The organism is Gulosibacter chungangensis (assembly GCF_008831155.1).
Lineage (GTDB): Bacteria > Actinomycetota > Actinomycetes > Actinomycetales > Microbacteriaceae > Gulosibacter > Gulosibacter chungangensis.
Genome location: NZ_WBKB01000012.1, coordinates 20816 through 33781 on the forward strand (window position 1 = coordinate 20816; position 12966 = coordinate 33781).

At 62.6% G+C, this 12966-nt stretch carries 10 protein-coding genes; 2 read left to right on the forward strand and 8 right to left on the reverse strand.

The genetic code is table 11. The annotated features are described in order from the left end of the window. Positions 1 to 187: 187 nt before the first annotated feature. From F8O05_RS14025 to F8O05_RS14060, 8 genes are all read right to left on the reverse strand, one after another. On the reverse strand, positions 188 to 2755 hold the full coding sequence (locus F8O05_RS14025; RefSeq protein WP_225735929.1) for an ATP-dependent Clp protease ATP-binding subunit: 2568 nt from the start codon (positions 2753 to 2755) through the stop codon (positions 188 to 190). 152 nt (positions 2756 to 2907) lie between these two features. Next, positions 2908 to 4077, reverse strand: a complete 1170-nt coding sequence (locus F8O05_RS14030; protein WP_158053379.1) for a hypothetical protein — start codon at positions 4075 to 4077, stop codon at positions 2908 to 2910. A gap of 234 nt (positions 4078 to 4311) precedes the next feature. Then, positions 4312 to 4512 (reverse strand): hypothetical protein, encoded by a 201-nt coding sequence (locus F8O05_RS14035; RefSeq protein WP_158053380.1) that lies wholly within the window; start codon positions 4510 to 4512, stop codon positions 4312 to 4314. Between the two features lie 63 nt (positions 4513 to 4575). After that, entirely contained in the window at positions 4576 to 6081 is a 1506-nt protein-coding gene (gene lysS, locus F8O05_RS14040; protein WP_158053381.1) for a lysine--tRNA ligase, read from the reverse strand. Between the two features lie 52 nt (positions 6082 to 6133). After that, the gene (gene panC / locus F8O05_RS14045; RefSeq protein ID WP_225735930.1) at positions 6134 to 7024 is read right to left on the reverse strand and encodes a pantoate--beta-alanine ligase; all 891 of its coding nucleotides are present in this window, start codon (positions 7022 to 7024) and stop codon (positions 6134 to 6136) included. Positions 7025 to 7126: 102 nt separating this feature from the next. Then, complete coding sequence (locus tag F8O05_RS14050; RefSeq protein WP_158053382.1) at positions 7127 to 7840, reverse strand: Rossmann-like and DUF2520 domain-containing protein; 714 nt, start codon at positions 7838 to 7840, stop codon at positions 7127 to 7129. Then, positions 7837 to 10206 carry a PH domain-containing protein gene (locus F8O05_RS14055; protein WP_158053383.1) on the reverse strand — a complete coding sequence of 790 codons (2370 nt, stop codon included), beginning with the start codon at positions 10204 to 10206 and terminating at the stop codon, positions 7837 to 7839. The genes F8O05_RS14050 and F8O05_RS14055 overlap by 4 nt, the downstream gene beginning before the upstream one ends. Beyond that, positions 10206 to 10688, reverse strand: coding sequence for a PH domain-containing protein (locus tag F8O05_RS14060; RefSeq protein ID WP_158053384.1), 483 nt, complete (start codon positions 10686 to 10688; stop codon positions 10206 to 10208). Before F8O05_RS14060 ends, F8O05_RS14055 begins: the two co-directional genes overlap by 1 nt. Positions 10689 to 11029: 341 nt before the next feature. Between F8O05_RS14060 and F8O05_RS14065 the strand changes: the two genes are divergently transcribed. Together F8O05_RS14065 and F8O05_RS14070 are read left to right on the forward strand one after the other, a co-directional pair. Next, positions 11030 to 12022 carry an ABC transporter permease gene (locus tag F8O05_RS14065; protein ID WP_158053385.1) on the forward strand — a complete coding sequence of 331 codons (993 nt, stop codon included), beginning with the start codon at positions 11030 to 11032 and terminating at the stop codon, positions 12020 to 12022. After that, on the forward strand, positions 12006 to 12914 hold the full coding sequence (locus F8O05_RS14070; RefSeq protein WP_225735931.1) for an ABC transporter ATP-binding protein: 909 nt from the start codon (positions 12006 to 12008) through the stop codon (positions 12912 to 12914). The genes F8O05_RS14065 and F8O05_RS14070 overlap by 17 nt, the downstream gene beginning before the upstream one ends. Positions 12915 to 12966: the final 52 nt, after the last annotated feature.

A 12966-nucleotide genomic window follows, 5' to 3' on the forward strand; every position in this document is an offset into this window, starting at 1 on the left:
ACGCGAGGTCGATAGACATCCGGTGCGGTGCGGAGCGGCGCGGAGCGGCGCGGAGCGGCGGAAGAATCAGCAGCAATCCCGTGCCGCGGAGCACACAGCACCGAGCTCCACGGCCGAGACCCACGCAACGCAAAAGCGCGGGGCGCCTCCTGCAATGAGGAGGCGCCCCGCGCTTTTACGAACCGACCTAGTTGTCGAGGTCCTGCGTGGTGGTACCGGCTTCGGCGATGCCGACGACCCCGGCTTCGGGATTCACGTCGACAACACCTTCAGCGTTCACGTAGCCGGAGCCGGCTCCGACGCGCTGGCGCTCTTTGCGCTGGATGTCGAAGTGGAACTCCTTGCCGTCGTAGTCGACTTCAACGTGGTCGCCACCGCGAAGTTCACCGCGAAGGATGAATTCCGAGAGCTGGTCTTCGACCTCGTGCTGCATTGCGCGGCGAAGCGGACGCGCACCGAGAGCGGGGTCGTACCCGACCTTGATGAGCTGTTCCTTCGCGGGCTGCGAGAGCTTCACGGTCATGTCCTGGTCGAGCATGCGCTCGGCAAGGCGCTTTGTGAACAGGTCGACGATCTGCAGCAGTTCCTTCGGCGAGAGCTGCGGGAACACGATGGTGTCGTCAACACGGTTGAGGAACTCGGGCTTGAAGTGCTTCTTGAGCTCTTCGTTGACCTTGGCCTTCATCCGCTCGTACGAGGTCTCGGTGTCACCCTCGATCTGGAAGCCGACGGGGCCACCGGCGATGTCCTTGGTACCGAGGTTCGTCGTCATGATGATGACGGTGTTCTTGAAGTCCACCACGCGGCCCTGACCGTCAGTCAGACGGCCCTCTTCAAGAATCTGCAGCAGCGAGTTGAAGATGTCCGGGTGGGCCTTCTCGATCTCGTCAAAGAGCACGACCGAGAACGGCTTGCGGCGTACCTTTTCGGTGAGCTGGCCACCGTCTTCGAAGCCGACGAATCCTGGAGGAGCACCGAAGAGGCGCGAAACCGTGTGCTTCTCACCGAACTCGGACATGTCGAGGGTGATCAGCGCCGACTCGTCATCGAAGAGGAACTCCGCCAGCGCCTTCGCGAGCTCGGTCTTACCAACGCCGGTGGGACCGGCGAAGATGAACGAGCCGGATGGGCGGTTCGGGTCCTTGAGGCCCGCACGGGTACGGCGGATGGTCTTCGAGAGTGCGGCAACCGCTTCTTCCTGACCGATCACGCGCTCGTGCAGAGCGTCTTCCATGAAGACCAGGCGTGCGGTTTCTTCCTCGGTGAGCTTGAACACCGGGATACCGGTGGCCTGAGCGAGCACCTCGGCAATGAGCCCCGCATCCACGGTGCCGGTTGCCTTGACGTCGCCAGCCTTCCACTGCTTCTCGAGACGAAGGCGCTCGCCGAGCAGCTTCTTCTCGTCATCGCGCAGGGATGCGGCCTTTTCGAAGTCCTGAAGGTCGATCGCCTCTTCCTTGTCGCTGCGGACCTTGGCGATTTTCTCGTCAAGCTCGCGCAGCTCGGGCGGCGAGGAAAGCACCGACAGGCGCAGGCGCGCGCCCGCTTCATCGATGAGGTCGATGGCCTTGTCCGGCAGGTGGCGGTCGGAGACGTAGCGGTCCGAAAGGTTCACCGCGGCGACGATGGCGTCGTCGGTGATGGTGACCTTGTGGAATGCCTCGTACTTGTCGCGCAGACCCTTGAGGATGTTGATCGAGTGTGCAGCCGAGGGCTCATCCACCAGGATGGGCTGGAAGCGGCGCTCGAGTGCGGCATCCTTCTCGAAGTGCTTCTTGTACTCGTCGAGCGTGGTGGCACCGATGGTCTGCATTTCACCGCGCGAAAGCATCGGCTTGAGGATGTTCGCGGCGTCGATTGCGCCTTCTGCCGAGCCAGCACCGACGAGGGTGTGGATCTCGTCGATGAAGACGATGATGTCGCCGCGGGTCTTGATTTCCTTGGTGACCTTCTTGAGGCGTTCCTCGAAGTCACCGCGGTAGCGGGAACCTGCGATCAGCGAGCCGAGGTCGAGGCTGTAGAGCTGCTTGTCCTTCAGCGTCTCGGGGACTTCGCCGTTGACGATGGCCTGCGCGAGCCCCTCAACCACGGCGGTCTTACCGACGCCGGGCTCACCGATCAGCACGGGGTTGTTCTTGGTGCGACGCGAGAGGATCTGCATCACGCGCTCGATTTCCTTCTCGCGGCCGATGACCGGGTCGAGCTTGCTATCGCGCGCGAGCTGCGTGAAGTTTTCACCGAATTGGTCGAGCACTGCCGAACCCGAGGGGCTTGCACCGCTGGTACCTTCAGGACCTGCCGCAACGGGCTCTTTGCCCTGGAAGCCAGCGAGCAGCTGGATGACCTGCTGCCGGACCGAGTTCAGGTCGGCGCCGAGTTTCACGAGGACCTGGGCAGCGACGCCCTCACCCTCGCGGATCAGACCGAGCAGGATGTGTTCGGTGCCAATGTAGTTGTGGCCGAGCTGCAGCGCTTCGCGCAGCGACAGCTCAAGTACCTTCTTGGCACGCGGAGTAAAGGGAATGTGGCCGTTGGGCTTCTGCTGCCCCTTGCCAATAATGTCCTGCACCTGGTCGCGCACTGCCTCCAGCGAAATGCCGAGCGACTCAAGCGCCTTGGCCGCAACACCATCGCCCTCGTGGATGAGGCCGAGCAGCAGGTGCTCGGTACCGATGTAGTTGTGGTTGAGGAGCTTTGCCTCTTCTTGGGCGAGCACGATCACGCGTCGGGCGCGGTCGGTAAAGCGTTCAAACATGCGGATCTCTCCTTCGGGCTGGTTCCGGCGCCAGTGCTACACCGGTGGCCAGGTTGATTTCGAGCGTACTGGGGGCATCCCTGAAATCTCGCCCCTGTTCGCCCTCGGCGTGAGTCGTTTAGATAACGCCTGCGCAGGCTTTGCAGCCCGCGCTAATCAGCATCAGATCCCGCGGAGTCTTCGTCATGCGAGTGATCTCCGCCGTTGGGATTTACACAGCTCGGGTCAGCTTCGAAGCGTTCGGCGGAGGCATTTTTCTCCCACACCGCGGTGAGATGATTCGACAGCACCGGCCAGCGCGAGTCGGCTTCAAGTTCACAACCGTGCACCGAAAACTTGAGTTGGAAATTGCCACCGTCATTCAAGGGGTTCGCGAGGACTTGCACGCCGTAGTCGAGCGCTCCGGCGCCCTCCAGCAGGGACACGAGATCAAGCAGGTGCGTCCAAGCCTCAGTCTGCTCAAACGTGGCTTCGGCATCGTCATTTCCCACACCATCCATCACGTCGTCGAAGACGGCGATGCGAATGCGCAGCGGCGTATCGTGACCACTGTCGCGTAGCACTTCAACGTTTGCGAGCCCATCGACTTCGGCAAAGTGGCTGCCTGCGGTCACGGCATAAGAAAGATCCGCAATTGACGGGAAGTTGGGGCCGGCGTACTCCCCCTTGGTGCGCGGCGCGAGGTTCAGGAAGTCCCATTGCCCCTCGGTCGCACCCGGGTCAGGCACCGCGGCGAGTGTTTCGATCAGGATGCGCAGATCGGCTTCCGGAATATCAGTCGGCAGATCGATCAATACGTATCGCGGCGGTTGTTCGGCTTCTTCAGCGCCGAGGTCGGCGGCACCGTCTGGACCGCCGAGCGCAGGCACGTTCATCGTCGAGGTGAAGGTGCGCAGTTGTACGGCGACCACACTGGCTTGTTGCAGTTCCAGCCAATAGTTCAGCTGCTCGGCAATCGTCTCATCCGGCAGCTCGTCGAAATAGGAATAGCTGGAGGCACCCGACTGGATCACCGGCTCATATGGCACAAAACCGCGCTCTTGCGCCTTCCCAGAAAAATCGGCAACAGCCGCGCCGATTTCGGTAAGTGACTCCGCCGCGACATCGGGATCCACCGCAACGGTGAGGCTCGCCGCGAGCGTCTGCTCGTTGGTATTGAGGTCGACCGCTGCAACGCCCGTGAGGTTTTGCAACTTCCCCACGTAGTTTGCGAACTCGTCAACCTGCGCTTCAGTTCGCGGCTCGGCGGATGCGCAGCCAGAGGTTCCCAGGACTGATACGAGGCTCAGCGCGAGGGCAACCCCGACGACCAACTGACGCAAGATATTCCCTCCTCAGCAGGACTCCGGCACAAGATGTGCGACTAACAACTCCACAAGGGTAGGAGGGCAATCCCGACGATTACTGAGGTTTTGCCGAGCGCTCTCAGGGTATTCGGATAGTGGTGCAACTTGCCGGGGTCACGCGACTCAACGCATCCGAATCAGGCAGTCCCTTGCCAGACCGCGCCAATGAACCCCGCACTAAAACAGCAGCGCGGGGTTCAGGATGCTCGGCTATTCGCCGTCGGCAGGCTTCGGCCTGTTGCGGCGCTCGGCTTCGAAGCGGGCGCGCTCTTCGGCATCTACGTCGGCACGTTCCTTGCGGATCTTACGGTCTGCGTTAATGGCCGCGTAAATGATGAGTCCGAAGAGAATGCCGATGATGATGGTCGGGGTGACCGACCAGAGGGCATTAAGCCACCATTCTTGCGTCATGATCCTCCAAGTCTACCCGCCCACCCGTTTCCGCAACGGTTCTCCCAGCTTCGGCCGAAGGCCCTACTTCACGAGGGGGAAGAGCACCGTCTCGCGAATGCCGAGACCGGTCAGGGCCATCAGGAGGCGGTCAATACCCATACCCATGCCACCGGCCGGCGGCATGCCGTGCTCAAGGGCGGTGAGGAAGTCTTCGTCAAGCTGCATGGCTTCGACGTCGCCGCGGGCCGCCTCGCGCGCCTGCTCGACGAAGCGCTCGCGCTGGTCAACCGGGTCGATGAGCTCGGAATAGCCGGTGGCCAGCTCGAAGCCGCGCACGTAGAGGTCCCACTTCTCGACCACGCCCGGCTTCGAGCGGTGCGCGGCGGTCAGCGGCGAGGTCTCCACCGGGAAGTCCACGACGAACACCGGGTTCTCGAGCTGCCCCTTCACGAAGTGCTCCCAGAGCTCTTCGACGAGCTTGCCGTGGTTCGGCAGGTGCACTTCGACGCCTTCGCGGTCGGCGAGGGCTTCGAGCTCCGCAACCGAAGTGTCGGGGGTGACCTCAATCCCGGATGCTTCCGAGAGCGACTCGTACATCGACATCCGCGGCCAGTCACCACCGAGATCAAACTTGGTGCCATCGGCCCAGGTCACCACGCACGAGCCGTCACCCGAGACCGCGCGAGCAGCGTTCTGCACGAGCTGCTGGGTGAGGTCGGCGATCGAGTTGTAGTCGCCGTAGGCCTGGTAGGCCTCGAGCATTGCGAATTCGGGCGAGTGAGTCGAGTCAGCGCCTTCGTTGCGGAAGTTGCGGTTGATCTCAAAGACCCGGTCGAGCCCACCGACGAGTGCCCGCTTGAGGTACAGCTCCGGCGCAATGCGCAGGAAGAGTTCGGTGTCGAAGGCGTTCGAGTGCGTGACGAAGGGGCGGGCCGCAGCGCCACCGTGCAGCGTCTGCAGCATCGGCGTTTCTACCTCGAGGAAGCCATTTTCGGCAAAGGTCTGCCGCATCGAGGCATTGGCGAGGGCACGGGTGCGCACCATCTCGCGCGCGGCCGGGCGAATAATTAGGTCGAGGTAGCGCTGGCGAACGCGGGTCTCTTCGCTCAGTTCCGAGTGCAGGTTCGGTAGCGGCCGCAGCGCCTTCGCCGCCATCTTCCACTCGGTCACCATGATCGACAGCTCCCCGCGACGCGAGGTGATCACTTCACCGGTCACAAAGATTTGGTCGCCCAGGTCGACGAATTCCTTCCACTGGGCCAGCGCATCCTCACCTACTTCAGCGAGCGACACCATGGCCTGGATGCGCGCATCCCCATCCTGCAGGGCCGCGAAGCAGAGCTTGCCGGTATTGCGCAGGTGCACGATGCGTCCGGCGACGCCGACGATGTCGCCGGTCTTTACGTCGGCCTCGAGCCCCTGGTGCGAGGCGACGACGTCGGCGATCTTGGTGGTAATGGGCACTTCGAGCGGGTACGGGGCAATGCCCGCCTCGATCATGCGCTCGCGCTTATCGAGTCGCACCTGCTTCTGTTCCGAAATTTCGGACTCGGTCAGCGGTTCGTGCAGCTCGGGCGTATTTGCCATTACGGTTCCTTGCGAGGTCGTCGGGTGAGAAAAGAAATGGATGTTCCGGCAGCTAGAAGGTAACGCGCCGGTTGTCGATGAGTCGGGTCTGACCGATTCGTGCGGCGGTGAGCGCGAGCGCTTTGCCGGTGAATCCCTCGCTGAGCGGCGCGAATGTGGCGGCGTCAACGAGCTCTAAGTAGTCCATGCTAGCCAATGGTTGGCGTTCATAGATTTCACGTCCTGCCGCGAGCGCGGCTTCGACGCCCTCGGATGCAGCTTCTGCGACGGCTGCGAGGGCCCCCGAGAGTGCGAGGGCCGCTTCACGGTCTTCGCTTTCGAGGTAGACATTTCGGCTCGAGCGGGCGAGGCCATCCGTTTCGCGCGCAATAGGTGCGGCGAGAATGTCGAGGGGGAAGTTGAGGTCGCGCACCATTCGCCGCACGAGCGCGAGTTGCTGCGCATCCTTTTCGCCGAAGCAGGCGAAGTCGGGGCGGATGATGTTGAAGAGTTTCGCGACGACGGTCAGTACGCCGTCGAAGTGGGTCGGGCGGAATTCGCCTTCGAGGATGCGCCCGGCGGCTCCCGCAGAGACGATCGTGACGTCCTCAAGGTCGCCGTACATGTCCTCGATCTCGGGGGCGAAGACGTAGTCGACACCTTCTTCTTCGAGGACCGCGAGGTCTTGCTCAAGAGGTCGCGGGTACTCGTCGAAGTCTTCGTTCGGCCCGAACTGCAGTGGGTTCACGAAGAGCGAGACGATGACGTAGTCGGCGTTCTCTTTCGCGAGCTTGATGAGTGCCCGGTGCCCGTCGTGGAGGGCTCCCATTGTGGGTACGAGCGCCAACTTCTTCGCGGCGACGGGGATGCGCCCGGCCACGATTCTTCCGGTGGCTTTCTGCGCGCCGCGGATCTTCGCGAGCGCGTCCTTCGTTTCGACGACAGTCTTCAGGATTTGAGTCACCAGTGCAGCCTAGCGATTTTGCGAGCCGTGCTGTGTCGGGTCAAAGTTTTGCGGTGTGACACACGCCTCAACGGCCGCCGCTTTCGCGAGGGAGCCTCACTCCTACCCTTCCCCGAACGGCGGCTCGGGCGTCGGACTCGCGTCGATGAGTGCGTTGTCGGCGGCGGAGCGCACCAGGCTCGAGAGCACGAAGCCGGGAGCGTCGACGCCAATGCCCGCGAGGAGTGCGGTGGCTTGTTTAACGATCGACCGGGTGAACGAGGTCGCGGTGGTGATCGCTTCGGCGTAGGTGCCCCGATCTTCTTCGGCGATCACGACAGGTTCGGCGCCGAGTTCGACGACGAGTGCCTGCGCGATCGGCAGCACCGGGCGCGGAGCGGTCACCGCACACCAGCCCTCGCGCAGCCTGGTGAGGTCAAGGGAGGTGCCAGTGACGTCGATTGCCGGATGGATGGCCAATGGGATTGCGCCCTTCGCCAACGCGGGTGCAAGCACTCCCGTCCCGAATTCGGCGACGTTGTGCATGACGAGTTGGCCAGGCACCCAGACGCTTGCTTCAGTCAGTGCGGCCACACGCTCGGCCAGAGTCTCGGCAGACTCAGCGAGGATCACCAGTTCGCTGCGTTCAATCACCTGCGCCTCGCTTAGCCGCTGCAGGCCGGGGAGCAGCGCTTCGGCCCGCTCATACGCCGATTCCTCCGCAATCGAGGCACCAATGATCGCGTGTCCTGCTCCCGCGAGACCGCGGGCGATTACCGGCGCAGCGGCCTCGTTCCCGACGATCCCGATGCCGAGCCGCCCATCCTTCTGACTCACTGGCGAGGCTCCATCGGTGGCAGCGGTGGCATCCCGTCAGGGTTCTTCGGGGGTTGGTCGGGGCCCGACTGGTGACCCTGCTGGGTTGACTGATTCGGACGCGGCCGCTGCGTTGGCAGCGGCTGATTTGGATGCTGCGGCTGGTGCTGACGCGGCTCCATCGGTTGCTGGGCTTGCGGCTGCCCCGGTTGCTGGCTCTGCTTAAACGGCGCTGCCTGCTGCTGCGAAACACCTTGCGGTGGCCGACCCGAAGCTTGGGGCTGACGCTGTGCGGCCTGGTCGCGCATCCACGCCGCTTCGGCGTCGAGCATGCGCTGCGAGTACGGGTCGACCCGCTCACCGCGCTGGGCGGCATCCGCCGCTGCCATGCGCGCGGTCGCAAGCGCCGTGCGCGCCTGCGCCTCATGCCAGCGGTGCGAAGTATCGGCTGCGGCTTGACGAACGGCCAGTCCCTCAAGTTCGTCGAAGAGCGCGACGGAGCGTTTTGCATCCAACCCGGGAAGTCGCGTCGTAACCGCGGTACCGACCGTGTTGAGCCACAGCGAGACCACACCGGCGGCGCGTTCGAGTGGGCTCGAGTGTAGGGTGACGGACTGGATCCGCTCCCCCGGCACGAGCGCGACCCGGCGCGTAAGCCGGCCCTTGCGTAGGTACACGACGCCGCGGTCGATCGCGTAGCCGAGGCTCTTCCACTGCACCGGGTGCAACCACCAGGATCGCGCGGGTGCAGGCACGAAGGTGTCCTGTTTGCCGCGCGACATGGCCGTGGCGAGAATGCGCGAAGTGTCGGCGCTCATGTGCATCGGCAACACGAGCGCGAGCACACGCTGCACCTCGTCCCAGGTACCGACCGGCAGAATCACCTGGCGGCGCAGGTTCGCCGCTTGTTCGTTGCTATCGCTCGAGGCAACGACCGAAAGGTCGGCCCGGTCGACCTTCACTTCGTACCACTTGAACGGTCGCCACAGCCACGGCTGGCGCACCTGCACGGCGTGGATGCGTCCGGGCGGCACGGTGTCGCTGGTCTGGCTGAGCGCGCCACGGCCAACACGGATACCGTCGGGCGTTCCGGCGATGGTGTAGTTCAGCGAGGAGATCATGGTGCCGCCGGCGGTGAGCCCGCCTACAAAGATCATGAACACGAAGAAGCCGAGGAGCGAGAGCATCCCGATGAGGAACACGAGGCCGCCATCTGCTGGGGTCGCTGCCGCCAGAATGATCGAAAACGGGATGAGCGCAATCGCGAGCCCCAGGATGATCCCGAGGGCGACGAGGATGGTGCTGAGGAATCCCGCGCCCGCGATGCGTCCCGCCGAGACCCGCACGACGGCCGGTTCGGGAACCGAGCCGGCCGGGAGTTCCGGACTCGCGAAATCGTCGACCGCGGCATCGATGTAGTCGCTCAGGGTACGGGCCCGGCGTCGCGGAGCCGTTTCGGCGGCTGCGGCAGGCATTCCAGTTCCAGCCTGGCCCGCGGAAGCGGCTTGGGCGCTACCCGCGACGGTTCCAGGTGCACCAGGATGCGCTTGGGCACCTTCGAAGGCGGCGCGGCTTTGCTGTTGCTTCTGTCGTTTCGCTCCGGATGCGCGGCGCAAGATTTCAGCGCGCAGCAGCTCGGCTTCGTCCTTGCCGAGGTACATGAGCTTGATGTCGGCGTCTTTTCCGGCGCCGCTGGTCTCGAGGATGGTGAGGCCGAAGATGCGGGCGAAGACGGGCCGGTTGAGGTTGACCGACTGCAGCCGGTCGAGGCGGGCCTGTCGGTTAGCTTTGCCGATCACACCGCTGCGCATCTCGAAGACTTCGGAAGTCAGCCGGAACTGTCGGTTGCGGTAGCCGAGGATCGTTCCCACCACGGTCAACGCCAAAATGACAAAGAAGAGGAGCGCTCCAAGCGCGAAGACCAGACCGACCTCAAGGTGGATGTCGCCGTCGCTGATCGCGCCGAAGAGTCCGACCACTACCCAGAACAGTGCGAAGGCGCTGGCGAAGATACCGCCGATGATTCCGGCCCAGGGCGTGAGCTTGTGCAGCCGGTGCCACTCGCCGTCAGCGAGGTTCGTGGTCGGCGGCTGTTGTTGGAATTGCTGCTGATACTGGGACGGTTGGCCCTGTTGATACTGCGGCTGTGCCGGGCTCGGCTGATACTGCGGCGGCTGACTTTGACGGAACTGCCCCTGCTGAGCTTGACCAGGGTGACCCTGTTGCGGCTGCCCCTGATATTGGGGCTGCTGCAGGGTCTGCCCTGGATACGGCGCTTGTCGTTGCTGTGGAGGCTGCCCCTGCTGCGGAGGCAGCTGTCCGGGCTGCGGATTATTCTGCTGCTGGCCCTGCGGCGGCCAGCCCTGTGGCGGGTGCTGTTGGGTCATTACAGGCCTGCCCGGCGGGTTTCGGCGACGCGGATGAGGTGGTCACGAAGTTGGTCCGCCTCAGCCTGGGGAAGACCAGGGATCGCCAGGCCGGTGGATGCGGCGGCCGTGACCATCTTCAGGCTCGCGAGGCCGAGCATCCGCTCGACCGGGCCGCGATTGATGTCGACTAGCTGCAGGCGACCGTACGGGACAGCAACCATACGGCTCCACCAGATGCCGCGACGGTAGACGATGTCGTCCTGGCGGAGCGCGTAGCCGATGGCTTTCGTGCGAATGACCACGAAGATCATCTGTGAAGCGAAGAGCAACGCCGGTATCGCGCCGAAGAGCCACCACCAGCCGCCTCCCGGGATGAAACTGAGCCCGATCGCGACGGCGATGAAGAACAGCGTCGAGATCGCGAAGTTGATGACCCCAAGCGTCGCGTACTTCATCGAGACACGTCGCCACTGGATATTCGGATGGTCAGTACCGCTCATTTTTCCCCCGGTTACGTTGGTGAACGCTGCCCAAGTGTAGGCGAGGGAGGACGCTGCCGCCTCAGTTATCCAACGCCAGATGTAGGCCCTACAAACCACCCTTCTTTCAGTCTCCACCCTTAACTCTTATATCGAGGTGATCTCGCGGTTGCTAAGATGAATCGCTACTGAGTTTGAGCGGCACGTCTCATGCCCACCGAACTCACTGCCCGCGATCGTGCACTGGCTTCGGCGGTGCACTCTCCTCTTCCGGGTGGAACATGGAAGGATTACGCCTAGATTTTGAAGACCTTCGCTGAGCCCGCACTACTGTTGGCCGCGTCTAAGGACGGTGACTTCTCGTGAGCGATCAGCCCGCAATCCAGTCTGCACCAACTTCAGATGTAGCCACCAAACGGGTCCTCGCGGCTCGTCCGTATTCGAAGCACGAGCAGAAGGAATTTGATTCCCTCAAAGACTCGAAGTTCGCACACACCGTTGCAGAAGTTCGCGGCGACCTGAGCCACCTGCGGACAGTGAGCGGGCGGCCTTCTCTTGGCCGCTATCTAAAGCAGCTCATCGAACGTCGCCACTTTATCTGGTGGGATTCCAAGAGCCGCGTTTCGACCGCGAATGTGGAAGATCGCCTCGGGTCGTTCTGGCTCATATTGCGTCCGCTACTTGACGCGGCGTTCTACTGGCTCATCTTTGGCTTACTGCTCAACATGAGCCGAGGATTACCGAACTACATTGCGTTCGTCATCATCGGTGTCTTTATGTTCCAGAGCAGCTCCCAAGCGATCAACGCGGGCACGAAGGTGATCTCGTCCAATAAGTCGATGATCCGAGCGTTCCAATTCCCACGTGCGGCACTCCCGCTCGCCGTGCTTGTGCGTGATTTCTTGCAGCGCGTGCCCGCAATGTTCGTGATGATCGCGATCATCATGATCATTCCGCCGCACGAGTTGCCGAGCACCTCGTGGTTACTTTTCCCGGTCATCTTGCTACTGCAACTGTGCATGGACTTCGGACTACTGCTCGTGTTCTCTCGACTCGGAGTAATGTTGCCGGACCTCTCCAAGGCGGTCCCGTTTGCTACTCGGCTCCTGATGTATGGCTCGGGTGTTATCTTCCCTATCGATCGCTTCTTGAATCACCCGACGCTGATGCAGATCATCAATTTGAACCCGATCTACGTCGTGCTCGACATGTACCGAGTGATTCTGATCGACGGTGCAGTCCCGCCAACGCACCACTGGGTGGTGCTGTGCTCCTGGGCGTTTGGCCTCCTAATCTTCGGTTTCCTGTTCTTCTGGAAGGGAGAGGAGTCGTACTCTCGTGAACGAACCTACTGACACTTCTGAAGTCGAAAGCACCGAGACAAACGACCCAGAACACGCCGCGCCACCCCCCAGCGTCGATGTCACGGGCAAGGAAGTCACTGTCTTCGCCTCTGACATCTACATGGACTACCGCGTCACGCTCGACGCTGATAAGAACACGAAGCGTGGCAAGTTCCAGATCGGCAAAGCCCGAACGACGTTCCATGCGCTTCGTGGAGTTTCACTCTATGCGGTCGAAGGGGAATTCATCGGTCTCCTTGGGCGTAACGGTTCCGGCAAGAGCACGTTCCTACGTGTCCTCGCGGGGCTTGAGACGCCGACTTCCGGCACCGTTATGGCGAGCGCCAAACCGCAGCTGCTCGGCGTTAGCGCGGCGCTACTACCAAACCTCTCGGGCCTCGAGAACATCCGTCTTGGCCTATTGGCAATGGGGATGAGTCCGGAAGAGGCCGAAGAACGTCGCGACCGCATTGTCGAATTCGCCGACATCGGCGATTCCATTCGGATGCCGATGCGCACTTACTCCTCCGGTATGGGTGCACGCCTGCGCTTTGCCATCTCCGTCGCAGCCGACCCTGAAATCATCATGATCGACGAAGCCCTCGCAACTGGTGACGCGGCGTTCCTGGAGCGCTCACAGCAAGCCATGCGCGGGCTCATGGGCCGTTCGGGTACGGGCTTCCTCGTGAGCCACTCCGCTGGCACAATTCAAAGCATGTGCACGCGTGCGGTGTGGATGGATCAAGGCGAAGTCATCGCTGATGGTGACCCCGCCGAAGTCCTACGTCAATACCAGCGCTTCGCGAAGGCCCTCGCTAAGGGCCGTCCAGAGGGCGCCGCGAAGGTCCGCCGCGAGCAACGGGAAGCCTTGGAAGCCCGAAACTTCCTACCTTCAAACCACTAATCCTCAAAGCACTGCGGGGCTGATCGATTTCTCGATCAGCCCCGCAGTGCTT